Here is a 22103-nt window from a genome sequence, read left to right on the forward strand (position 1 = left end):
CCGACCTCTGAGGAGCGACATGCCCGACCCTGGAACGGCTCCCGAAACAGCTCACAAAGCGGCCCTCGAAACGGCCAGAGCCCGGCTGCTGCGCGAGCTGCTGGACTCCGCCTCCGGCACCACCGCCATCGGCGCGGCCTCCGGCCTGGCCGGGCCCGGTCCCCTGGCGGACGGGCCCGGCGCCGACGGCACGTGGCCGGACCTCGACTACGCCGACCGGGGCGACGGCCGGAACTGGGCGCCGCTGGAACACCTGTCCAGGACCCTCACCCTGGCACTCTCCGAACAGCACCGGCCCACCGCGCTCCCCGCCCTCGACGCCTGGCGCCGCCACGCCCCGCGCAGCGCCAACTGGTGGTACAACGAGATCGCCGCACCGCAACTGGCCGGTGACGCCCTCCTACTGCTCGCCGACCGGCTCGGCCCCGCCGAACGGGCGGCCTGGGGCGCCTGGCTCGCCGGCTGCGCGGGCCCCGGCGAGATGACCGGCCAGAACCTCGTCTGGACCCAGGCGGTCGTACTGCGTCACGGCCTGCTGGTGGACGACGCCGGCCTGGTCTCCTCGGCGGTCGCGCGCATGTCGACGACCCTGCGGGCGACCCGTGGCGAGGGGATCCAGGACGACTTCAGCTTCCACCAGCACGGCGCCCAGCTCTACTCCGGCGGCTACGGCTTCGCGCTGGCCGCCGACCTGGGTCTGTGGATCCATGTGGTGTACGGCACGCCGTGGGCGTTCGGTACGGCCGAGGTGGGTTTCTTCACCGATTTCCTGCTGGACGGCCTGCGGTGGGCGATGCACGGAGGCGTCTTCGACTTCACCACCATGGGCCGCAACATCACCCGCGCGGACGCCCACCGGCCCGCCGCCGACCTGCGGACCGCGATCCGGCGCCTGCGCGCGGCCGGTGCGCCTCGCCAGGACGAACTGGCGGCCTTCGAACGGCACCTGGCCGAGGCCGAAGCCGGACGGCCCGCCGCCGGACCCGTCGGCTGTCGCTATTACCCGCGTTCCGACTATCTCGTGCATCGGCGACCCGGCTGGTCGGTGGCGGTGCGCATGTCGTCGAGCCGTACCGCGCCCACCGAGAGCATGAACGGCGAGAACCTGCGTGGCCGCCACCTCGGCGACGGCGTCGCCCCCGTCCGGATCGGCGACGGCGTCGCCCCCGTCCGGATCGGCGACGGGCCGCAGGACGGCTACCGGGCGGTCATCCCGTTGTGGGACTGGGCGCGGCTGCCGGGCGTGACCGCCGAGCAGCCGCCCGGCCCGGCGGCGCTCCTCCCCCGCCCCAACGACCGGCACGGCGCCTCACCGGACGTCGGCGGCTGGACGGACGGGCGCCACGGCATCGCCGTGATGCGCCTGGCGGGGACCGACCGGATCGCGGACGGGTGGAAGGCGTGGTTCTGCTTCGACGACGTGTTCGTCGCGCTCGGCGCCGGGATCACCGCGCCGTCGGCGGCGTACCCGGTGGTGACGACGATCGACCAGCGCCTGGTGTCCGGCCCGGTGACGACGGGCCGTTATGCGCACCACGGGCGGATCGGTTACGTGCCGCTGTCCGATCGGGAACCGATGTGGACGCGGGTGGAGCGCCGCACCGGTAGCTGGTCGGACATCACCGCGACCGGGTCCACCGAGCCGCTGACCGCCAGGCTGTTCGCCGTCGGCTTCGACCACGGCCCGCGGCCGGACGGCGCCACGTACGCGTGCCTGGTCCTGCCCGGCGCCGACGCGGCGGCCACGGCCGCGCGCCGGGCGGACCCCGGTGTCACCGTGCTGTCCAACACTCCCCTGCTGCAGGCGGTCCGCTGCGACCGCACCGGTGTCACCCTCACCGCCCGCCACGACGAGCACGGGCTCGTCTTCGCCGCCGAGAGTTGATGTTTACTTCGCTATATCGTTCGATATAGCATCCGAGCCATGATGAACGCACGCCGCGCGCCCGGCGGAGGCGGTGTCGGGCCTACTGGACGGTTCTTCGGGCCGGGGGAGCTGCGCCTGGCCATCCTCGCCCTGCTCGCCGAGCAGCCCGGCCACGGCTACCAGGTGATGAACCGCCTTGCCGACCGCTTCAACGGGACGTACGAGCCCAGCGCGGGCTCCATCTACCCGACGCTGCAGTTGCTGGAGGACGAGGGCCTCGTCCGGATCGAGGCGGCCGAGGGCCGCAAGGTGCACCACATCACCGAGGCGGGCCTGGGCGTGGTCGGCGAGCAGGCCGAGGAGATCGACCGGCTCTGGGCGCGGGCGGCCAGCCGGAGTGAGTGGGGGATGTTCCGCGAGCCTGAGGCGGCCGAGATCATCGGCCCTGCCCTGCGCCTGGTCAAGGCCGCGGTCAAGACACTCGCCCACGCGCACGGCGACCCCCGGGTCGTCGACGAGATCCAAACGATCTTCATCGAGGCCCGCCGCCGGATCGAGCAGCTGGACCCCCGCCGCCACTGACCGCCTTATTCATGAGGAGTGCTGTTGACGTGAAGACGACCATCACCCACGCGCTGCGCGACCGGCTGTTCGTCGTCGGCGAGGTCTTGGAGACCGAACAGGTGACGCCGCGCATGCGGAAGATCAGAATCGGCGGCGAGGCCCTGGCAGGACTGAAGTGGACGCCGGGGCAGCACGTCCGCCTGGCGGTCAAAGACATCTTCACGGCGCGTGCGTGGTTACGGGGCGAGATCGCCAACGCCCTGCGTACGTACTCGATCTGGCACCACGACCCCACCTGGGACACCATCGAGCTGATCGGCTTCGACCACGGCGGCGACGGCCCCGGCACGAGCTGGATCAGGAACGCCCGGCCCGGCCAGGAGATCGCCTTCACCAAGCCGGAAGGCAGCCTCGTCGTACGGCCCGCTCCGTACCATCTGTTCGCCGGGGAGGAGACGGCGTCGGTCGCGTTCGGCGCGATGCTGCGCGCGCTGCCCGAGGGCGAGGTGGTGTTCGGGGCCGTGGAGGCCGACGGGCCCGGCGACCATCTGGACCTGCCGCGCGACCTCACCCGGGTCTGCCGCGAGGGAGCCTCCGCCGCGAGCTCGGAGCTGCTGGTGGCGGCCGTCAGGAAGCTCGCCTTGCCGGACGAGCCCGGCGTGGCCTACCTGGCGGGGGAGGCCCGGACGATCCAGGCCGTCCGCGCGCATCTGGTGCGCGAGCGGGGCTGGCAGCGCCAGAACGTCCGAACGAAGCCCTTCTGGACGCCTGGCAAGCGGGGACTCGACTGATAAATACGCATTTGGCGGGCGTGAGATCCTGGGCTGGTGCTTCCTCCGATGGACGAGCTCCGTGAGCTGGTCACCACCCGCCTGACCGCCTTCGACCGCCGGGAGGCGCCGCCGGCCGAGGGGGTTCGCCGGGCCGCCGTGACGGTGTGCGTGCTCAGGGACACCGCCGGCCTGCCGTACACGATCCTCATCAGGCGGGCCCCGCGCGGGCGCAACCCCGGGCAGTGGGCACTGCCGGGCGGGCGGCTCGACGACGGCGAGCAGCCGGTCGAGGCGGCGCTGCGGGAGCTGGCCGAGGAGACGGCCGTCACGGGCGTCGTGGTGGCGGGGCTGCTCGACGACTTCGTCACCGACTCGGGGTTCGTCATCACGCCGGTGGTGGCCTTCGGCGACGGCCAGCAGCCGGTCGCCGACGGGCACGAGGTGGCCTCGGTGCACGCGGTGCCGCTGGAGCGGTTCCTGGCGCCGGAGGTGCCGCGCTGGCGCGGCGGGCTGCTGCAGATGCCGCTGGGGCCCTCGATCGTGGTCCACGCGCCGACCGGAGCGATTTTGTGGCAGTTCGCGGAGGTGGCCCTGCGTGGCCGTGAGCTGCGGGTCTTCGATGTAGCACAACCACACTGGACCAGAACCTGACCGATTCTTTTGGGCCGGTGGAATACGTGCCGCCGGATGTCCGTTAGCATCGAATGGCCGATGTGGTCTGTGTCCCCCGGGCCGCAAATTACCGCCTTCACGGAATACCGTTCGGCTGGAGCCGTGTTGTGCATCTCGCCGAGGAGGCGACCGCCACATCGGCCTTAGGCTTTTCAGGCGCCCCGGTCCCGGCCGGGGCGCCTGCTCTAGGGTGGGGTGGCCCGGACCGCCGATCATCCAGGAGAGCCCGTTGCTATATGAAGTGGTCAAGTTCGCCGCTGCGCCGATCGCCCATGCGATGTGCCGCCCGCACATCTCCGGTGCGGTGCACGTGCCGAGGACGGGACCGGCCATTCTGGCCGCCAACCACTTGTCGGTGCTCGACTCCTATCTGCTGCCCGCGCTGCTGCCGCGGCACGTGACGTTCGCCGCCAAGAAGGAATACTTCTCCGGCAACCCGGTCTCCGGCTGGTTCATGCGCCTGGGCGGCAGCCTGCCCACCGACCGCGACAGCGCGCACGCCGCGCAGGAGATGCTCGACGCCGCCGCCGACCTGCTGGAGCGCGGTGAGCTGTTCGGCATCCACCCCGAGGGCACCCGCTCCCCTGACGGCCGCCTCTATCGCGGCAAGATCGGCGTGGCCTGGCTGGCGCTCAAGACGGGCGCGCCCGTCCTGCCGGTGGCGCTCAGCGGCACCGAACGCGTGCTGCCGGTCGGCTCCAAAGTGCCGCGCCCGGCCAAGATCGGCATCACGATCGGCGCGCCGATGCGGTTCGAGGGCGACCACACCAAGGCTCGCGACCGCCGCCGGGTGACCGACGAGATCATGGCCGCGATCCGGGAGTTGTCCGGCCAGGAATACGTGCCGACCTATGCGTCAAGTTTCAAAGCCGCAAGCGGTATGTCCTAATTTGTCGCTAAGCTCGGCAATCCGTCGATGATCAGGGGGCTGACCAGTGGCGCGTGGCCGCACCATCGCGATCGTGTCCTGCGTCACCGTGCTGGCGGCGGGGGCCGCCGCGGGTGGCGCGTACTACGTGCTTCACACCAGAGGCACACCCGCCGAGGCGGCGCGGCTCTTCGCCGCCGCCTGGCAGTCGGGTGACAAGGCGGCCATGACCGCCGTGCTGGCCACACCGCAGCAGCTGACGCCGTACGACCAGATGCGCACCGGCCTGGCGGTCGAGGCCACCTCGGTCAAGCTCGGCGCCGTCACCGAGTCCGGCGACGACCGGGCCAAGGTGCCGTACACCACGACCCTGACGCTGAAGAACATCGGCGACTGGACCTACCAGGGACAGATCGACCTGAAGGTGGCCGATCGCGCCTGGAAGGTCGACTGGACGCCCAAGACCCTGCATCCGTCGCTGACCGCCGGCGCCACGTTCGCGCTGAAGACGCGCTGGCCCGACCGGGCCGAGATCACCGACTCCGGCGGCGACCGCATCGACACCGGCGACGTCGGCGGGTCGGTGCAGCAGCTCGTCGGCTACCTCGACAAGGCGACCAAGAAGGACGTGGCCAAGCTCGGCTCCTCCTACCAGGTCGGCCAGGCCATCGGCAGGGGCGGGCTGCAGGAGACGTTCCAGGAGCAACTGGCCGGCACCCCGGCGACCGAGATCAAGGTCGGCGACAAGACGCTGCAGACGATCGAGGGCAAGGACGGCGAGGACCTGAAGACGACGCTCGACCCGCGCGCGCAGGCCGCCGCGGTGGCCGCGGTCAAGGACGTGAAGAAGCCCACCTCGATGGTCGCGATCAAGCCGAGCACGGGCGAGATCCTGGCCGTGGTCAACAACCAGGGCGGCTTCAACCGGGCGCTGGACGGCCGCTACCCGCCGGGCTCGACGTTCAAGGCCGTCACCGCGATCGGGCTGCTCGCGGCCGGGATGACGCCGGAGGACAAGGTGTCCTGCCCGATGTACGCGAACGTGGGCGGGCTGAAGATCCGCAACTCGGAGAAGGAGGAGTTCGGGTCGCTGTCGTTCCTCGACTCCTTCGCCCACTCGTGCAACACCACGTTCGCGCCGCTGGCCGAGAAGCGGCTGGGCGCCGACAAGCTGCTGAAGACGGCCGAGGAGGTCGGGTTCAACCAGCCCCTGAACATCGGGGTGCCGGCCACCAAGGCCAGCTTCCCCAAGCCGGAGTCGGACGCCGAACTGGCCGCCGAGGCGTTCGGGCAGGCCCGGATCACCGCCAGCCCGCTGTCGATCGCCTCGGTCGCCGCGGCCATCGCCGACGGCACCTGGCGGCCGCCCACGCTGGTGCCCGACCTGAAGCAGAAGGCGAGCGAGCAGCCGCTGCCCGAGGGCGTCAAGACCAACCTGCACGCCATGATGGCGGCCGTCGTCACCAAGGGCACCGCCAAGGCGTCCGGGCTGCCCGCGGGCACGCACGGCAAGACGGGCACCGCCGAGTACGGCACCGGAGACAAGCTGCAGACCCATGCCTGGTTCATGGGGTTCAAGGAAGATGTGGCCTTCGCCGTGGTGGTGGAGGGAGGCGGCACCGGGGGCAAGGTCGCGGCCCCGGTGGCGGCCACGTTCCTGCGCCGTCTGTGACCTCAGCTTTCCAACTGCCGCAGAGCCCATCTGGCCCACTCGCGCTGCGCCTCGTACTGGGAGATCCCGTACTGCAGCGCGAGCCGGCCGAAGCGCAGGCCGCCGCGCGGGTGCTCGCCCGCGTCGGCGGCCTCGGCGATGGCCTTGAGCTCGGCCACCATCTGCTCGGCCGTCTCCAGATGTCCCCGTACGAGCTCGCTCGCCTCCGGTGGGTCCAGGGCGGACAGCAGGCACATGCGCAGGCCGTGCTCGTCGCGGACGGCGCGCGGCTTGGGCGGTGACAGCAGCCAGGCGCGCAGCTCCTCACGGCCCGCGTCGGTGATCGCATAGCTCCGGCTGCCTCGGGCCCCCTCTTCGGCGATGACGACGAGGCCCTCGTCCGCCAGGCGCTTGAGCTCGGGGTAGATGTGGCTCTGCCGCGCCGTCCAGGTGTAGCGCTGCAGTGAGCGCTCGAAACGGACGTTGAGGGCGTAGCCGCTGGCGGGCCCGTCCTCCAGCAAGCCGAGCAAGGCGTAACGCAGTGACATGTCCCTATCTTGGCATGCTCCTATCTTGACGTATACAACTGGACAGGTCCTAATGTGGGGGTCATGACGGATGTACTGATCGTGGGCGCCGGACCGACCGGCCTGACCCTCGCCTGTGACCTGACCCGCCGAGGGGTCGCCTGCCGCATCATCGAGCAGGCCGCCACGCCCGCGGCCGGCTCACGCGGCTTCACGCTCAAGCCGCGTTCCCTGGAGGCGCTGGACGATCTCGGCGTCGCCGACCGCATCCTGGCGGCGGGCGACGTCCGCGGCTGGCTCCGCTTCCACCTCGGCACCGAACCCCTCTTCGACCTGCGCCTGCCGCCCGCCCCCGCCGACCCCTCGCGCCCGTACCCGAACACCGTGGCGCTGCCCCAGTGGCGCACGGAGTCGATCCTGCGCGACCGGCTCGCCGAGTTCGGCGGGAAGGTGGAGTTCGGGCGGCGGCTGACCGGATTCGACGCCGGCGACGAGGGCGTGACCGCGACGCTGGAGGACGGCGAGCGGCTCCACGCGCGCTACCTGGTCGCCGCCGACGGCGGTCGCAGCCTGGTCCGGCGCACCCTCGGCCTGCCCTTCTCCGGCTCCACGGCCGAGGACACGCGCGCGCTCATCGCCGACGTGCGCATCGACGGCTTGGACCGCGGCAGCGGCACGCACCTCTGGGTGAGCGCCGACGGCCACATGCTGGTCGCCCGCCCCATCCCCCACGCCGACACCTGGCAGGTGGTCACCTCACTGGAGCCCGGCGACGAGGGCGACCTCGGCACCCTGCGCCACGCGCTCACGACCAGGACCGGCCGCGACCTTCAGGTGTACGACCCGGCCTGGCTGTCGACCTGGCGCTACAACCTGCGGATGGTCGAACGCTACCGGGTCGGCCGGGTGCTGCTGGCCGGAGACGCCGCCCACGTGCACAGCCCCTTCGGCGGCCACGGCATGAACACCGGCATCCAGGACGCCTACAACCTGGGCTGGAAGCTCGCCCTGGTCATCCAGGGCGCGGCCAGGCCCGAACTGCTGGACAGCTACGAGGCCGAGCGGCTGCCGGTCGCGCGGGAGATCCTGGCCGACAGCGACCGCCGGATGAAGGGCATGGTCCCGCCGCGCGTCGTTCGCCCGCTGGTGCGGCTGATCTTGAAGTCCGTCATGGCCCGCCAGCAGCGCCGTACGCGCCACGACCACCCCGTCTACCGCACCGGCCCGCTGACCCGGCACCTCACCGGCAGCCACGGCCGGGTCCGGGCCGGCGACGTGGCCCCCGACGCCCCCGTCATGCTCGACGGGAGCGAACACCGCCTGTCCGAGCTGCTCCGCGGACCGCACTTCACCGCCCTGGCCTTCGGCGTCGCCCCGGACCTCGCCGATCCCCGGGTCCGCGCCTACACCGTCGTCCGCCCGGGCCGGGCCGGACTGGCCGACACGAGCGGGCACCTGCACCGCGTGTACGGCGGACGCGAGGGCACGACCGTGCTGATCCGCCCCGACGGCTATGTCGGGCTCATGGCCGACTCCCCGGCCGCGCTGGCGGACTATCTTGAGCGGCTCTGAGCCCCGGTGCGTGCGGCGTGACTGCCACCCGTAGGCTCGGCCTGGTCACAGCGGGCTCCACAGCGGTCCGTCCCAGGAAGGCCGGCTCTCCGGGGGTCAGCCCGCCAGGCCGCCCCGCTCCCCCATGGCGCCTCCGTCTGGGCGACCGCTCTCCGGCGCGAAATCTCCTGTCGCGAAGTCTCCTGTCGCGAAGCCTCTTGGCGCGAAGCCTCTTGGCGCGAGGTCTCTTGGCGCGAGGTCTCTTGGCGCGAGGTCTCTTGGCGCGAGGTCTCTTGGCGCGAGGTCTCCTGGCGCGAGGTCTCTTGCCGTCGGGTCCGCTGTGGTCGGCGGGGGCTGGTTCGGCTGGTGGTAGCCCTGCCATTGGGCGAGGCCGGGGAACGTGCCGATCGTCAGCTCCGCCAGCAGCGCCCCGGTCCACGCCTCCTCCGCCATGCTCATGGCCAGGGCGTATTCAGACTCGATGAGGAACAACCGCGGGATCTCACCACGCTCGACCTCGAGGTTCGACCGCTGGACGGCGATCCGGTCGCGGAGCAGGGCGAGCCGCCGCCGGAGCAACGCGGTGACCTCGTCGGGGTCGAGCCCGCCCATCACCGACAACCCGGCCTCGAACCCCGTGTGCTCCCGCTCGGGTGTCCCCAGCAGCTCGCGCGTCCAGTCCTCGGCCTCGTCGCGGCCGTCTTGGGTGATGCGGTAGACGGTCCGCTCGGGCCGGGCCCCTTGCCGGGTGCTCTCTATGGCCGCGATCAAACCGTGTTTCTCCAGATTGCGTACCACCGTGTAGAAGGAACCCCACTTGATGGGGGCCTCCCGATCCTTGCCACGAGCCCGCAGGACGGATGCCATCTCGTACGGATGCATCGGCCGTTCCGCGACCACCGTGAGCACGGAGAGGGCCAACAGATTGGCCACTCTGCGTCGTTGCGCCACCCACACCGTCCTTGTAGACGAATATTCGCGGACGAATATACGGGCACGAGTATTCCATGGCAATACCGCTTGCGTCTCCAGTGGGTGGAAGGTGCAGGTTGGTGCCGTGAGCGATCACGTGGAGCTGTACACGATCGGCGAGCTGGCCCGCCGCACCGGGCTGCCGGTGCGGACGATCCGGTTCTGGTCCGACAGCGGCATCCTGCCGCCCACCGGCCGCACGGCGGGCGGCTACCGCCTGTACGACGAGGCCGCGGCGGCCCGCCTCGAACTGGTCCGCACGCTGCGCGACCTCGGCATCGGGCTGGCGGCCGTCCAAGACGTCCTGTCCCGGCAGGTCACGGTGGCCGAGGTGGCGCGGGTGCACCTGCGGGCCGTCGACGCCGAGATCCGGGCGCTGCGGATGCGCCGGGCCGTACTGAGCGTGATCGCCGAACAGGGTGGCACGACCGAGGAGACACTGATGATGCACGAACTGGCCAGACTGTCCGCCGCGCAGCGGCAGCAGATCGTCGACGAGTTCGTCGAGGGCACGTTCGCGGGGCTCGACCTGGACGGCGACGCCGGGATCGTGGCCGAGTGGATGCGGGAACTGCCCGATGAGCCCGGCCGGGTGGACGCCTGGGTGGAGCTCGCCGGGCTGACCACCGACGCCGCCTTCGGCCGCCGGTTGAGGGAGATCGCGCTGGCGGGCCCGCAGCCCGCGCCGGGCCGCGATCTACGAGCGGCGGCCCTGGAGCACGTACGGCCGGCACTGGCCGACCAGGTGGCACCGGAGTCGGCCGAGGGCCTGCGGATCCTCGACCGGATCGTCGACGGCCCACAGCAGGGGCCCGAGCTGCTCGCCTGGCTGGAGACCGTCGCCGACGCCCGGGTCGAACGCTACTGGGAGTTGATCGCCACGCTCAACGGCCGCGAGACCGCGCCTCCCGCGGTGCCCGCACTCCAGTGGCTGATCGCCGCCCTGCGCGCCCACAGCCGACCCGTCGAGGTTTCGGGCCGTCGGGAAGGTACCTGATCAGGAAGGCTCCTGGGTGCGGCGCCAGCGGCGCGGCAAGCCGGGCGGTGCCGACGGCGCGGCGAGCCGGGCGGTTCGGCGCCGGAGGCGCGGTGAGCCAGGCGGTGAACGCGTGCGAGCGATCCGTCAGGTGGCGGTGTGGTCGAGGAAGGCGGCGATGAGGGGCGCGATTTCCGGCAGGTTCTCCTCAAGGGCGAAGTGACCGGTGTCGAAGAGATGAAGTTCGGCGTTGGGCAGGTCGCGCAGGTAGGCGCGGGCGCCGGGTTCGGGGAAGAACGGGTCGTTGGTGCCCCAGACGATGAGCGTGGGCGGGGTGTGCGCGCGCAGCCAGGCCTGCCAGGCGTCGTAGTGCTCGATGTTGGAGTGGTAGTCGAAGGTGAGGGCGATCTGGGCCTCCTTGCGGCCCGGGAGGTCGAGGAAGTGCTGGTCGAGCGTCCAGCCGTCCGGTGACACCAGCTCGGGGTCGCCGGTGCCGCTCTCGTACTGGCCGCGGGTGCCGGCCAGGGTGAGCAGCTCGCGGATCCGCTCTTCGGCGCCTTCGGTCTCCGGCCGCAGCCCGAGGAGGTCGCGGGCGAGCGGGGAAAGCCCTTCGACGTAGGCGTTGCCGTTCTGGACGATCAGCCCGGCGATCCACTCGGGGTGGCGCGTCGCGAGCCGGAAACCGACCGGCGCGCCGTAGTCGAAGACGTACATCACGAAGCGGGTCAGGCCGAGCCCTACGACGAAGCCCTCGACGATGTCGGCGAGCCGGTCGAAGGAGTAGGCGAAGCCTTCGGGGGTCTCGGTGTGCCCGAAGCCGGGGAAGTCGGGGGCGATCAGCCGGTAGCGGCCGCCCAGGACGTCGATCAGGCGGCGGAACTGGTGGGAGGCCGAGGGGAAGCCGTGCAGGAGCAGCAGCACGGGCGCGTCGGGCCGGTCGGGAAGCGACTCGCGGTAGAAGACCCGGACGCCGTCGACCTCGAGATGGCGATGCACGGTCCGGGCGACCAGGGGAAACGTCATGGCTAATGCCTTTCAGATCAGAGATCTCATGCATCAGCAACATAAATGATCTCGTACCCCTGACCGCGGAGCCGCCGGCCCTGGATTTGGTCAACACCCGCCCGACGGCGCAAGGCGATCTGACGACAGGGCACGTCAATGCCATCCAGAATCGCCAACCCCGGACATCACAAAACGCCGGAAATGTCCGGCAGAGCGTCAGAGCGAGGCGGCCAGCGCGAGGGCCGCGGCGGCCTCGTGGCGCAGGACCATGATCAGCAGCGTGGCGACCAGGGTGGCGATCAGCAGCCAGCTGATGAGGATGATGACCGTCGAACGGCGCGGCTTACGCCGCCCGCCGGACCCCCCGTCGGCCTTCTCCTCGCTGCGCCGGGCCCGCTCGTTGAATGACTCCAGCCGCGCCACAAGTCGCGGATCGTCATCGACGAGGTGCTGCTCGATCTGTGCCAGCATCCGCTCCTCGTCCTGCGACCAGGCCATGGGTGCACCTCCGGAACGCAAGCTCTGTGCCGGGTTTCTGCCCAACCATGAAGATCATTAGCCCCCGCCCAAGCAGGTAATTGCCACCTCTTTCCATTTGCGATCATCATCGAACCTTTGTTCTAATCATGGGATGCGCTGGGACAACCTGCGTCTGGCCGATTCCGGCCGGGACGATCCGGCCGCGCCGCTGTTCGCCCGCGGCGCGGTCACCCGCACGTTCGACACGCCCGAGTTCAAGGGGATGACCTTCTTCGAGATCCACGCCCGTTCGATCATCAACCGGGTGCCGGCGGCCAGCCGGGTCCCGTTCGACCACACCATCAACCCCTATCGGGGCTGCGGCCACCGCTGCGTCTACTGCTTCGCCCGCAAGACGCACCAATACCTCGACCTCGATGCCGGTGCCGACTTCGACTCGAAGATCGTGGTCAAGGTCAACGCCGCCGAGCTGGTCCGCAAGGAGCTGGCCGCGCCGCGCTGGCCGGGTCATGCCATCGCCATGGGCACGAACGTCGACTGCTACCAGCGCGCCGAGGGCCGTTATCAGCTGATGCGCGGCATCCTGTCCGCCCTGCGCGACGCCGCGAACCCGTTCTCGATCCTCACCAAGGGCACACTCATCCTGCGCGACCTCGACCTGCTGACCGAGGCGGCCGAGATCACCCAGGTGAGCGCCAGCGTGTCGGTCGGCTTCGTCGACCCCGACCTGTGGCGCTCCGTCGAGCCCGGCACCCCCGACCCGCGCCGCCGGCTGGAGACCTGCGCCACGCTCAACGACAACGCCATCCCCTGTGGCGTGCTGATGGCGCCGATCCTCCCCTATCTCACGGACTCCCCCGGCCAGCTCGAACGTACGGTCAAGGAGATCGCCCAGTCGGGCGCCACGCACCTCGCCCCCATCGTCCTGCACCTGCGGCCCGGGGCGCGCGAGTGGTGGCTGGGGTGGCTGTCCCGCGAGCATCCCCGGCTTGTGCCGCGCTATCTGGAGCTGTACGGAAGGGGGGCTTACGCGCCGCAGGCGTACCAGCAGCGCATCACGGACCAGGTCAAGGCGCTGGCCCGCCAGTACGGCGTCGGCCGCGCGACCGCGGCTTCGGCGCGCCGCCTTCCGCCACGCCCCCAGGCCGGAGCCCCGCACGGCCCAGAGGCCGGAGCCCGGCCCGGCCCGGCGGCGCTGCAGCTCAGCCTCCCCGGCCTGTCCGAACTCCCGGACGAGTGAGCCCTTCACCGAAGTCGGCCACCGGTCACCACTTCGGCCGGCGGCAAGCCTTCGAGAGGGGGTAGGCGCGGCGTTCACGAGGTGCGCTTCGGCGCCGGTCCTTGGCCGCAGCAGCCCTCGTCCGGCCGGACGGTCGTGAGCGACGAATAATGGTTGGCGGCGCGGATCACCCCGCTGCCACTATGGGGCCGTCTCTGACGTCTACCGGCAGGAGCGTGTGATGCGGTGCCTTCGAGTCTCCCAGCGCCCTATTGGCACGAGAGTTCTCGAGGCTTCGACCACACATGCACATCCTCAACATCGGCATCCTCGCGCATGTAGACGCCGGTAAGACCAGCCTGACCGAGCGGCTGCTGTTCCGGACCGGCGTGATCGACCGGCTGGGCAGCGTCGATGACGGCAGCACACAGACCGACAGCGGCGCCATCGAACGGCGCCGCGGCATCACCATCCGTACCGCCGTCGCCTCCTTCACCGTGGGCGACCTGCGGGTCAACCTCATCGACACGCCCGGCCACGCCGACTTCGTGGCGGAGGTCGAACGAGCGCTCGGTGTGCTCGACGGCGCCGTGCTGGTGCTGTCGGCCGTCGAAGGGGTTCAGCCGCACTCGCGCGTCCTGATGAAGACGCTGCGCAGGCTGCGGGTGCCTACGCTGATCTTCGTCAACAAGATCGACCGGGCCGGGGCCCGGGAGCGGGAGCTACTGGACGACATCCGGCGGTGGCTCTCGCCGCACTGCGCCCCTCTGAACACCGTCCGGCGGCTCGGCGGCCCGGACGCCCACACGGTACGCACTCCCGGCCCGGACGCCGAGGTGCTGGCCGAGCATGACGACGGCATCCTGGAGTCGCTCGTCGAGGGGCGGGTGCCGACCGGCAAGGAGCTGTGGGCGGCGATGGCCCGGCAGTGTGCCGACGGGGTGCTGCATCCGGTGCTGTTCGGGTCGGCGATGACCGGGCGGGGGGTGGATGAGCTGCTCGACGGGTTCCATCTGCTCCCGGCCACCGTCGCATCGGGTGGCGGGGCGGCCGGGGCGACGGTGTTCGCGATCGAGCGTGGTGCCGCCGGGGAGAAGATCGCCTATCTGCGGATGCGTTCCGGCGTGCTGCGGGCGCGGCAGCGGGTGTCCCTCTATCGCCGCGGCCGGGACGGGACGGTCGAGGAGTATGTCGGGCGGCCGACCGCGGTGCGGGTGGCCGGGTCCGCCGAGACGGAGGCGGTGGCCGGGGACATCGTGACAGTGCGCGGCGTCCCCGAGATCCGGGTCGGCGACCACCTCGGCACCCCGCCGGAAGCGGACGCCCGAGACAGCGGCCGGGCCGGGTATTTCCTGCCGCCCAGCCTGGAGACGGTGGTCAGGCCGCGGGTGCCGGGTCAGGAGGGGCGGCTGCATGCCGCGCTGGCCACCCTGGCCGAGCAGGATCCGCTGATCGGCACCCGCGCCCTGCCGGGCGGTCAGACGTCGGTACTCCTCTACGGGGAGGTGCAGAAGGAGGTCATCGCCGAGACGCTGGCCGCCGACTTCGGGGTGGCGGCGGTGTTCGAGCCGACCAGGCCCGTCTATCTCGAACGGCCCGCGCGCCAGGCGGAGGTCGTCGAGGAGATCACGCGTCACGGTCGTAACGACTTCGTCGCCACCGTCGGCCTGCGGGTGGAGCCCGCCGCCATCGGATCCGGGGTCGGATACCGGCTGGGCGTGGATCTGGGGTCGCTGCCGCTGGCCTTCCATCGGGCCATCGAGGACACCGTGCGCGACACGCTGGCCGAGGGACCGCACGGCTGGCCGGTCACCGACTGCCTGGTCACGCTGACCAGGAGCGGTTACGACAGTCCGGTCAGCACGGCGGCCGACTTCCGCGGGCGGACCGCGATCGTGCTGCGGCGGGCGCTGCGCCGGGCGGGCACACGGGTGTACGAGCCGTGCCACCGCTTCGAGCTGGAGGTGCCGCCGGAGTCGCTGAGCGCGGTGACCGTACGGCTGGCGGCGCTGGGTGCCGTGGTGGCCGATGCCGTGCGGCGGGAGGCGGTGTGGCTGGTCAGCGGCGAGATCCCGGCCGTGGCGGTGCATGAGTTCGAGCTGGCGCTGCCCGGGCTGTCGCACGGCGAGGGTGTGTGGTGGTCGCAGCCCTTCGGCGACCGCCCTGCTCGCAGGTAACGATATGTCACCATTAACCTGCCCATAGTGACCGCCATGCCCGAAATGGGTACTAAGTGCGTTGATGTACCAATCCACCATCATCCGTTCGGGGGGAACCATGGTGAACAAGAAGCCGGCCGCCAAGACCGGCAAATCCAAAAAACAGGCGATCAAGTCCAGCCGCCAGGTCAAGGAGTCCAAGGACGCCAAGAAGGAGCCCAAGAAGCCCGACGTGGCGTGACCCGGTGAAATGATCAGGCAGCCGCGGCCGGAGTCCCGGCTGCCTGACCACGGGAGCGATCCATGACGGCCTACCTCCGCTTCCCCGCCGTCTTCCAGGACGTCGTCGTCTTCGCCGCCGAGGACGACCTGTGGATGGTCTCCGCCCTCGGCGGGCGCGCCTTCCGCCTGACCGCCGGGGTCGCCGAGGCCGGATACCCGCGCATCTCTCCGCGCGGCGACCAGCTCGCCTTCGTCGGACGCGAGGAAGGCCAGGAAGAGGTGTACGTCATGCCCGCCGACGGGGGCGCGGCCCGGCGGGTCACCTACCACGGGGCTCGCTGCGCCGTCACCGGCTGGGACCCTGAGGGCCGCATCCTGTACGCCAGCGACGAGTGCCAGCCCTTCGAGGGCCGCAAGTGGCTGCACCGCGTCGCGCCGGGTGGCGTGCCGCAACGCCTGCCGTACGGCCCCGCGAACTCCATCGCCCACGGCCCGGACGGCATGATCGTGCTGGGGCGCAACACCGCCGACCCGGCACGCTGGAAGCGGTACCGCGGCGGCACCGTCGGCGACCTGTGGATCGATCCCGACGGCGAAGGCCACTTCCGCCGGCTCATCCGCCTGCCCGGCAATCTGGCCTCCCCCTGCTGGAGCGGCGACCGCGTCTGCTTCCTGTCCGACCACGAAGGCGTCGGCAACGTGTACTCCTGCACTCCCGACGGCGACGACCTGCGCAAGCACACCCATCACGAGGACTACTACGCCCGCAACCTGTCCGGCGACGGCCACCGCCTCGTCTACCACGCGGGCGCCGACCTCTACCTGCTCGATCCGGGGGACGCGCCGCACCGGATCGACGTGCGGCTGGCCAGCTCCAGGACCCAGCGCAACCGCAGGTTCGTGGACGCCGACGACTACCTCGACAGCGCCACGCTCAGTCCCGACGGCAGCGCCCTGGCGGTCACCGCGCGCGGCAAGGCGTACGCCATGGCCGGTTGGGAGGGGCCGGTCCGGCAGCACGGCGAGCCGGACGGCGTCCGTTACCGCTTCCTGACCTGTCTCAACGACGGCCGCCGCCTCATCGCCGCCGCCAGTGACGACAGTGATGAGGAACAGCTGGTCATCCTCGGCGACGCGACCGCCCTGAGCATCGCCCGGCTCGGGCGGATCACCGCGCTGGCGCCCGATCCCGTCCATGACCGCGTCGCCGTCACCAACCACCGCGACGAGCTGTATCTCGTCGAGCTGGCCACCGGGCAGGCCGTACTCGTCGAGGCCAATCCGCACGGGCCGCCCGCGGACCCCGCCTGGTCGCACGACGGCCAGTGGCTCGCGTACGCCAGCCCGCTGAACGCCCACACCACCGCGATCATGCTGCATCACCCCGCGACCGGCCAGACCGTGCCCGCCACCGAACCCCTTCTCGAAGACTCCCGTCCCGCCTTCGACCCGCGCGGCCGCTACCTGTACTTCATCGGCCAGCGCGTCTTCTCCCCCGTCTACGACCAGCTCCAGTTCGACCTCGGCTTCCCCCTCGGCACCCGCCCCTACGCCATCGCGTTGCGCCGGGACGTCCCCGACCCGTTCGTCCCGCAGCCGCGTCCCCTCGGGGCCAAGGACGAGGACGACGAGGAAGAGGAGGAGCCCGAGCCGCTGCGCGTGGACCTCGACGGGCTGGTCCGCCGCGTCACCGCGTTCCCGCTGCCTGAAGGCCGCTACGAGCGCATCGCCGGGCTGCCCGGCAAGGCCCTCATCCTCAGCAGCCCGCTGCAGGGTGACGGCGTCCTGGACCTGTACGACTTCGCCAAGGGCGAGAGCGAGACGTTCGCCCGCGGCGTCACCGACTTCGAGCTGGGCCGCGACCACAAGACGCTCCTGTACCGGGCGGGCGACCGGCTGCGTGTGCTGAAGGCCACCGAGACACCCGACAACGACGACGACACCCCGGGCCGCGAGAGCGGGTGGATCGACCTGTCGCGGATCAAGGTGTCGGTCTGCCCGGCCGCGGAGTGGCGGCAGATGTTCCGCGAGGCGTGGCGCCTGCAGCGCGAGAACTTCTGGACCGAGGACATGGCCGGCGTCGACTGGGCCGAGGTGTACGAGCGCTACCTGCCGCTCGTGGAGCGCGTCAGCACCCGGGGCGAGTTCTCCGACCTGCTGTGGGAGCTCCACGGCGAGCTGGCCACGAGCCACGCCTTCGAGAGCGGCGGTGAGTACCGGCCGGGCCCCGAATACACGCAGGGCAAGCTCGGCGTCGACTGGGACCACCGCGACGGCGTCTACCACATCGGCGCGATCGTCACCGGCGACCTGTGGAACCCCGAGGCCACCTCACCCCTCAACCGGCTCGGCCTCGACGTACGGCCCGGCGACGCGGTCCTGGCCATCAACGGCGCTCCCATCGGCGAGACCGCCACCCCGAACGAACGCCTGGTCAACCTGGCCGACGAGGAGGTCGAGCTCACGCTGCGCCGCGGCGAGCGCCTCTTCACCGCCACGGTCCGCGCCATCGCCGACGAGCGGCCCGCCCGCTACCGCGACTGGGTCAACCTCAACCGCGCCCGCTGCCACCAGCGTTCGGACGGCCGCGTCGGCTACCTGCACGTTCCCGACATGGGCACGGAAGGGTTCGCCGAGTTCCACCGCGGCTTCCTGGCCGAGTACGACCGCGACGCCCTCATCGTCGACGTCCGCTTCAACGGCGGCGGCAACGTCTCGGCGCTGCTGCTGGAGAAGCTGGCCCGCCGCCGCCTCGGCTACGACTACCCCCGCTGGGGCGACCCCGCGCCCTATCCGCCGGAGTCGCCGCGCGGCCCGCTGGTCGCCCTCACCAACGAATGGACCGGCTCCGACGGCGACATCTTCAGCCACACCTTCAAACTGCTGGGCCTCGGCCCCCTCATCGGCAAGCGAACCTGGGGCGGCGTCATCGGCATCTGGCCGCGGCACCGATTGGCCGACGGCACCCTAACCACGCAGCCAGAGTTCTCCTTCGCCTTCGACGACGTGGGCTGGCGGGTCGAGAACTACGGCACGGACCCCGACCTGGAGATCGACATCACCCCGCAGGACTACGCGGCGGGCACGGACACCCAGCTCGAGAAGGCCATCGACGTGATACTCGGCCTGCTGGCCGAACACCCCCCGCACACCCCGGATCCAGCACATCGGCCGCGGATGCAACCATAAGACGATTTACAGCGTCTATAGATCATGCGTGGGGTTGGTCCTCGGGGATGGACGGGACACTCCGCCAAAGCGGGACAATAAGCCGGTGGCGAACGGGTACGTATCGCTAACGGCCACTTGTGTAGTGACACTCTCAGTCCAAGGGGGACTTCTCAGGTGCGCGCACTGGCACGCAAGGGCAAGTCGGCGATGGTCCGGCTGTACAGGGGCTACAACCGCCGCAAGGTGCGCAAGGCGCCACCGCCGTCGACGGACAAGGTCAGCATTCTGATCCTGCACGCGTACGGCATGGGCGGCACGATCAGGACGGTGTTCAACCTGGCCAGCTATCTGGCCAAGCACCACGACGTCGAGATCGTCAGCATTCTGAAAGAGGCCGAGGAGCCCTTCTTCCCCATCGATCCACGGGTGAAGTTCCGTTTCCTGGACGACCGGCTGAACCCCAGCCCGGACCCGGTGCGCGCGATGCTGTCGAAGATGCCGAGCAAGCTCATCCCGGCGGAGGAGTCGGCCTACCACCGCTTCAACCTCTGGACCGACCTCAAGCTGGCCCGCTACATCCGCTCGCTCGACACCGGGATCCTCATCTCCACCAGGCCCGGCCTCAACCTGGCGATGGCCCAGTTAGCGCTGCCCAGCCTCATCACCATCGGCCAGGAGCACGTCGCCCTGCGCACCCAGCCGGAGGCGGTGCAGGAGCTCATCAAGTGGCGCTACCGGCGCTTCGACGCCCTCGCCACCCTCACCAAGGCGGACCTGCGCGACTATCGCGCCGCCCTGCCCAAGAAGCCCAAGCGGCTCATCCGCATCCCCAACGCCGTGCCGCCCATGACCGGCGACGTGGCCAAGCTCGATGCCAAGGTCGTCATCGCCGTCGGCAGGCTGACCCGCCTCAAGGGCTTCCACCGGCTCATCGTCGCCTGGGAAGAGGTCGCCAAGACCCACCCCGACTGGACGCTGCGCATCTTCGGCGCCGGTCCCCAGGAGGAGAACCTGCGCCAGCAGGTGATCGACGCAGGCCTCGAAGGCAAGGTCGAACTGCCCGGCGCCACCACCGACGTCGGCGCCGAACTGGAGAAGGCGTCCGTCTTCGTGCTCAGCTCGCGCCACGAGGGCTTCCCGATGACCATCCTGGAGGCCATGGCCAAGGGACTGGCCATCGTCAGCTTCAACAGCCCGCACGGACCCAAGGAGATGATCACCGACGAGGTCGACGGGTTGCTGGTCAAGCCGCGTACCAACGCCAACCTCGCCACCTCGCTCCTGCGCGTCATCGAGGACGAGCAGCTACGCCGCCACCTGGCGGCCGGGGCGCTGGAGACCGCGCGCACGTACGACGTCGACGCCATCGGCGCCCAGTGGGACGCCCTCTTCGCGGAGCTCCTGGCCCGCCGCAACGGCACCTACGTCCGTCCGACCCCGCCCGCGCAGGCACCGGCACAGATCGAGCCGGCACCGGCCGACCCCGCGCAGGCCCCGCCGCACGCCTGACGCCCGCGCCCCCGCTCTCGATCCGGGCGGGCGTCACCAAGCGGACGATCCGCTCGCTCAGGTGCGGCTCGTCAGCTCGACCGGCTCCGCGATGACGTCCACCAGTGCCCCGTTGCGGTGCACCGTGATGGGCAGGGGCCGCCCGATCGCGTCGGCGAACATCAACCGCTGCAGGCTCTGCGCGTCCCCCACCGGATGGCGGTCGGCGCTCAGCACCAGATCCCCCGCCCGCAGGCCGGCCCGGTCGGCGGGCGATCCGGGCATCACCTCCACCACCCGCAGCGCGGTGTCCTGGCCGGTCCGCCGCCGTAGCGGCTCGGCCAGCGGCGCCGGCGAGGTCACCAGCCCCAGGTACGCCCGTCGTACCCGGCCGTCCTTGATCAGCGTGGCGATGATCGCCCGGGTCGTGCTGTTGACCGGCACGGCCAGCCCCACCCCGACACCGGCCACGGCGGTGTTGACGCCCACCACCCGCCCCTGCGAGTCGGCCAGCGCGCCGCCCGAGTTGCCGGGGTTCAGCGCCGCGTCCGTCTGGATCACGTCCTCGATGAGGCGTACGGCCTGGCCGCTGCGGGCCGGTAAGGACCGTCCCAGCCCCGACACCACGCCGGCCGTCACCGAACCGGCCAGCCCCAGCGGGCTGCCGACCGCCACCACGAGCTGCCCCACCACCAGCTCGTCGCTGTCGCCCAGGACGACGGGCCCGGGCGTGGGCACCTGCGCCCTGATCACCGCGAGATCCGACAGCGGATCCCGCCCCACCACCAGGAACTCACCCGACGCCCCGTCGGAGAACGCCACCGTGCCCGCCCTCGACGAGCCCACCACGTGCGCGTTCGTCAGCAGGAATCCATCGGCTGTGAAGACCACCGCCGATCCGCTGCCCCGGTCCACCCGCACGCTGGCCACCTTCGGCAGCAGCTCGGCCGCCACCGTTGAGACGACACGGGAGTAATCATCCATGACGACCTCTTCTCAGTTGCTTACATCATTACTCCGCAACTCAGAAAACGGCACCAACTTTTTCAGCTCACCGCCTGCGCCAGGGCGGCGCCGCAGTAGGCCGCCCCCAGCCCGGCCACGACGCTCGCCGCCGCGTTGGCCACCGAGTGGAAGCGGGCGCCCTCCTCGGCCAGCCGCACGGTCTCGTACCCCAGGGTCGAGTACGTGGTCAGCGCCCCGCAGAACCCGGTGCCCGCGAACGCCATCACTCCGCTCCCGGCAGGCAGCGCCGCCAGGAACCCCAGAACCGCCGACCCGGCCACGTTCACCGCCAGCGTCCCCCAGGGGAACACCGTGTCGTGCCCGGCCTGCACCGCCCGGTCCGCCAGATACCGCAGCGGAGCGCCCAGCGCCGCGCCCACCACGATCAGGACGATCGTCATCGGGCCGCCACCCGCGCCAGCCGCCGCGTCACCCGCATCCCGCACCACACCGCCACCACGGCCGCGACCATCGTGGCCGCCAGATAGACCAGCCCGGCGACCGGCGCCCCCCATGCCACCAATCGCTGCACATCCACCACGTAAGTGGAGAACGTGGTGAACCCGCCCAGAATCCCGACCCCGAGGAACGGCCGCACCAGCCGATGCGCCTGCCGTACTTCGGTGATCACCACCATGAGCACCCCGATCAGCAGGCATCCGGAGACGTTCACCCAGAACGTCGCCCACGGGAACCCGGCAGGTGAGGTGGGCAGCGCGCTCTGCACCCCGTACCGGGCCAGCGCCCCTAGCGCACCCCCGGCCGCGATGACCGCGAGCACGCCCCAGGACAGCTCCGCCCGCTGCCCGGGAACGTGGAGATCCACATCCGGATCAACAGCACCGTGCGTCATAGATCCCTCCCTCTGCCGTCTCAAACCTCTCACCGTGTCAAACACCACAATGTCGGGAATTGATCTCTAGAGAACCTGTG

General features: G+C 70.9%; 20 protein-coding genes. 13 read left to right on the forward strand and 7 right to left on the reverse strand.

Annotation, left to right across the window (positions count from 1 at the left end):
- Nucleotides 1–19: 19 nt before the first annotated feature.
- From AB0B91_RS25370 to AB0B91_RS25395, 6 genes are all read left to right on the forward strand, one after another.
- Nucleotides 20–1885, forward strand: coding sequence for a polysaccharide lyase family 8 super-sandwich domain-containing protein (locus AB0B91_RS25370; protein ID WP_358324153.1), 1866 nt, complete (start codon nucleotides 20–22; stop codon nucleotides 1883–1885).
- 39 nt (nucleotides 1886–1924) lie between these two features.
- Nucleotides 1925–2449: a PadR family transcriptional regulator gene (locus AB0B91_RS25375; RefSeq protein ID WP_358324156.1), complete on the forward strand. Its 525-nt coding sequence runs from the start codon at nucleotides 1925–1927 to the stop codon at nucleotides 2447–2449.
- A 29-nt stretch (nucleotides 2450–2478) separates the two neighbouring features.
- Complete coding sequence (locus AB0B91_RS25380) at nucleotides 2479–3222, forward strand: siderophore-interacting protein (protein WP_358324158.1); 744 nt, start codon at nucleotides 2479–2481, stop codon at nucleotides 3220–3222.
- A 48-nt stretch (nucleotides 3223–3270) separates the two neighbouring features.
- A complete protein-coding gene (locus tag AB0B91_RS25385; RefSeq protein ID WP_358324161.1) occupies nucleotides 3271–3855 on the forward strand; it encodes a CoA pyrophosphatase in 585 nt (194 codons plus the stop codon).
- Nucleotides 3856–4105: 250 nt separating this feature from the next.
- Complete coding sequence (locus tag AB0B91_RS25390; RefSeq protein ID WP_358324163.1) at nucleotides 4106–4765, forward strand: lysophospholipid acyltransferase family protein; 660 nt, start codon at nucleotides 4106–4108, stop codon at nucleotides 4763–4765.
- A 73-nt stretch (nucleotides 4766–4838) separates the two neighbouring features.
- On the forward strand, nucleotides 4839–6416 hold the full coding sequence (locus tag AB0B91_RS25395; RefSeq protein WP_358324166.1) for a penicillin-binding transpeptidase domain-containing protein: 1578 nt from the start codon (nucleotides 4839–4841) through the stop codon (nucleotides 6414–6416).
- 2 nt (nucleotides 6417–6418) lie between these two features.
- On the opposite strand, the gene AB0B91_RS25400 is transcribed toward AB0B91_RS25395, so the two are convergent.
- The gene (locus AB0B91_RS25400) at nucleotides 6419–6943 is read right to left on the reverse strand and encodes a PadR family transcriptional regulator (protein ID WP_358324168.1); all 525 of its coding nucleotides are present in this window, start codon (nucleotides 6941–6943) and stop codon (nucleotides 6419–6421) included.
- A gap of 63 nt (nucleotides 6944–7006) precedes the next feature.
- On the opposite strand from AB0B91_RS25400, the gene AB0B91_RS25405 reads away from it, so the two are divergent.
- Nucleotides 7007–8494 (forward strand): FAD-dependent monooxygenase, encoded by a 1488-nt coding sequence (locus AB0B91_RS25405; RefSeq protein ID WP_358324171.1) that lies wholly within the window; start codon nucleotides 7007–7009, stop codon nucleotides 8492–8494.
- Between the two features lie 96 nt (nucleotides 8495–8590).
- On the opposite strand, the gene AB0B91_RS25410 is transcribed toward AB0B91_RS25405, so the two are convergent.
- Nucleotides 8591–9406 (reverse strand): PadR family transcriptional regulator, encoded by an 816-nt coding sequence (locus AB0B91_RS25410; RefSeq protein ID WP_358324174.1) that lies wholly within the window; start codon nucleotides 9404–9406, stop codon nucleotides 8591–8593.
- A gap of 124 nt (nucleotides 9407–9530) precedes the next feature.
- Here AB0B91_RS25410 and AB0B91_RS25415 point away from each other — a divergent pair, with 124 nt between their 5' ends.
- Nucleotides 9531–10442, forward strand: coding sequence for a MerR family transcriptional regulator (locus AB0B91_RS25415; protein WP_358324177.1), 912 nt, complete (start codon nucleotides 9531–9533; stop codon nucleotides 10440–10442).
- Between the two features lie 126 nt (nucleotides 10443–10568).
- Here AB0B91_RS25415 and AB0B91_RS25420 read toward each other — a convergent pair whose 3' ends face one another.
- The gene (locus AB0B91_RS25420) at nucleotides 10569–11444 is read right to left on the reverse strand and encodes an alpha/beta hydrolase (RefSeq protein ID WP_358324179.1); all 876 of its coding nucleotides are present in this window, start codon (nucleotides 11442–11444) and stop codon (nucleotides 10569–10571) included.
- A 198-nt stretch (nucleotides 11445–11642) separates the two neighbouring features.
- Nucleotides 11643–11924 carry a DUF3040 domain-containing protein gene (locus AB0B91_RS25425; protein WP_219528394.1) on the reverse strand — a complete coding sequence of 94 codons (282 nt, stop codon included), beginning with the start codon at nucleotides 11922–11924 and terminating at the stop codon, nucleotides 11643–11645.
- A 133-nt stretch (nucleotides 11925–12057) separates the two neighbouring features.
- Between AB0B91_RS25425 and AB0B91_RS25430 the strand changes: the two genes are divergently transcribed.
- The 5 genes from AB0B91_RS25430 (at nucleotide 12058) to AB0B91_RS25450 (ending at nucleotide 20186) form a co-directional block, all read left to right on the forward strand.
- Nucleotides 12058–13146, forward strand: coding sequence for an Rv2578c family radical SAM protein (locus tag AB0B91_RS25430; protein ID WP_358324181.1), 1089 nt, complete (start codon nucleotides 12058–12060; stop codon nucleotides 13144–13146).
- A gap of 284 nt (nucleotides 13147–13430) precedes the next feature.
- Nucleotides 13431–15302: a translation factor GTPase family protein gene (locus tag AB0B91_RS25435; protein ID WP_358324184.1), complete on the forward strand. Its 1872-nt coding sequence runs from the start codon at nucleotides 13431–13433 to the stop codon at nucleotides 15300–15302.
- 100 nt (nucleotides 15303–15402) lie between these two features.
- Nucleotides 15403–15525: a hypothetical protein gene (locus tag AB0B91_RS25440; protein ID WP_358324187.1), complete on the forward strand. Its 123-nt coding sequence runs from the start codon at nucleotides 15403–15405 to the stop codon at nucleotides 15523–15525.
- Nucleotides 15526–15587: 62 nt separating this feature from the next.
- Complete coding sequence (locus tag AB0B91_RS25445; RefSeq protein WP_358324190.1) at nucleotides 15588–18695, forward strand: S41 family peptidase; 3108 nt, start codon at nucleotides 15588–15590, stop codon at nucleotides 18693–18695.
- Between the two features lie 156 nt (nucleotides 18696–18851).
- On the forward strand, nucleotides 18852–20186 hold the full coding sequence (locus AB0B91_RS25450) for a glycosyltransferase family 4 protein (protein WP_358324193.1): 1335 nt from the start codon (nucleotides 18852–18854) through the stop codon (nucleotides 20184–20186).
- 57 nt (nucleotides 20187–20243) lie between these two features.
- On the opposite strand, the gene AB0B91_RS25455 is transcribed toward AB0B91_RS25450, so the two are convergent.
- The 3 genes from AB0B91_RS25455 to crcB form a co-directional block, all read right to left on the reverse strand.
- Nucleotides 20244–21149, reverse strand: a complete 906-nt coding sequence (locus tag AB0B91_RS25455; protein ID WP_358324196.1) for a trypsin-like peptidase domain-containing protein — start codon at nucleotides 21147–21149, stop codon at nucleotides 20244–20246.
- Between the two features lie 62 nt (nucleotides 21150–21211).
- Complete coding sequence (locus AB0B91_RS25460; RefSeq protein ID WP_358324199.1) at nucleotides 21212–21571, reverse strand: CrcB family protein; 360 nt, start codon at nucleotides 21569–21571, stop codon at nucleotides 21212–21214.
- Nucleotides 21568–22023, reverse strand: a complete 456-nt coding sequence (gene crcB, locus AB0B91_RS25465; protein ID WP_358324202.1) for a fluoride efflux transporter CrcB — start codon at nucleotides 22021–22023, stop codon at nucleotides 21568–21570. The genes AB0B91_RS25460 and crcB overlap by 4 nt, the downstream gene beginning before the upstream one ends.
- Nucleotides 22024–22103: the final 80 nt, after the last annotated feature.

The sequence above is a fragment of the Nonomuraea sp. NPDC049141 genome (genome assembly GCF_040648415.1).
In the GTDB taxonomy this organism is placed as follows: Bacteria; Actinomycetota; Actinomycetes; order Streptosporangiales; family Streptosporangiaceae; genus Nonomuraea.

Excerpts from the sequence above, each read along its gene's own strand:
- AB0B91_RS25425 (WP_219528394.1), bottom strand. The coding sequence starts at position 11,924 with ATGGCCTGGTCGCAGGACGAGGAGCGGATGCTGGCACAGATCGAGCAG.
- AB0B91_RS25405 (WP_358324171.1), top strand. The coding sequence starts at position 7,007 with ATGACGGATGTACTGATCGTGGGCGCCGGACCGACCGGCCTGACCCTC.
- AB0B91_RS25400 (WP_358324168.1), bottom strand. The coding sequence starts at position 6,943 with ATGTCACTGCGTTACGCCTTGCTCGGCTTGCTGGAGGACGGGCCCGCC.
- AB0B91_RS25435 (WP_358324184.1), top strand. The coding sequence starts at position 13,431 with ATGCACATCCTCAACATCGGCATCCTCGCGCATGTAGACGCCGGTAAG.
- AB0B91_RS25440 (WP_358324187.1), top strand. The coding sequence starts at position 15,403 with ATGGTGAACAAGAAGCCGGCCGCCAAGACCGGCAAATCCAAAAAACAG.
- AB0B91_RS25375 (WP_358324156.1), top strand. The coding sequence starts at position 1,925 with ATGATGAACGCACGCCGCGCGCCCGGCGGAGGCGGTGTCGGGCCTACT.
- AB0B91_RS25445 (WP_358324190.1), top strand. The coding sequence starts at position 15,588 with ATGACGGCCTACCTCCGCTTCCCCGCCGTCTTCCAGGACGTCGTCGTC.
- AB0B91_RS25420 (WP_358324179.1), bottom strand. The coding sequence starts at position 11,444 with ATGACGTTTCCCCTGGTCGCCCGGACCGTGCATCGCCATCTCGAGGTC.
- AB0B91_RS25370 (WP_358324153.1), top strand. The coding sequence starts at position 20 with ATGCCCGACCCTGGAACGGCTCCCGAAACAGCTCACAAAGCGGCCCTC.
- AB0B91_RS25385 (WP_358324161.1), top strand. The coding sequence starts at position 3,271 with ATGGACGAGCTCCGTGAGCTGGTCACCACCCGCCTGACCGCCTTCGAC.
- AB0B91_RS25430 (WP_358324181.1), top strand. The coding sequence starts at position 12,058 with ATGCGCTGGGACAACCTGCGTCTGGCCGATTCCGGCCGGGACGATCCG.
- AB0B91_RS25460 (WP_358324199.1), bottom strand. The coding sequence starts at position 21,571 with ATGACGATCGTCCTGATCGTGGTGGGCGCGGCGCTGGGCGCTCCGCTG.
- AB0B91_RS25455 (WP_358324196.1), bottom strand. The coding sequence starts at position 21,149 with ATGGATGATTACTCCCGTGTCGTCTCAACGGTGGCGGCCGAGCTGCTG.
- crcB (WP_358324202.1), bottom strand. The coding sequence starts at position 22,023 with ATGACGCACGGTGCTGTTGATCCGGATGTGGATCTCCACGTTCCCGGG.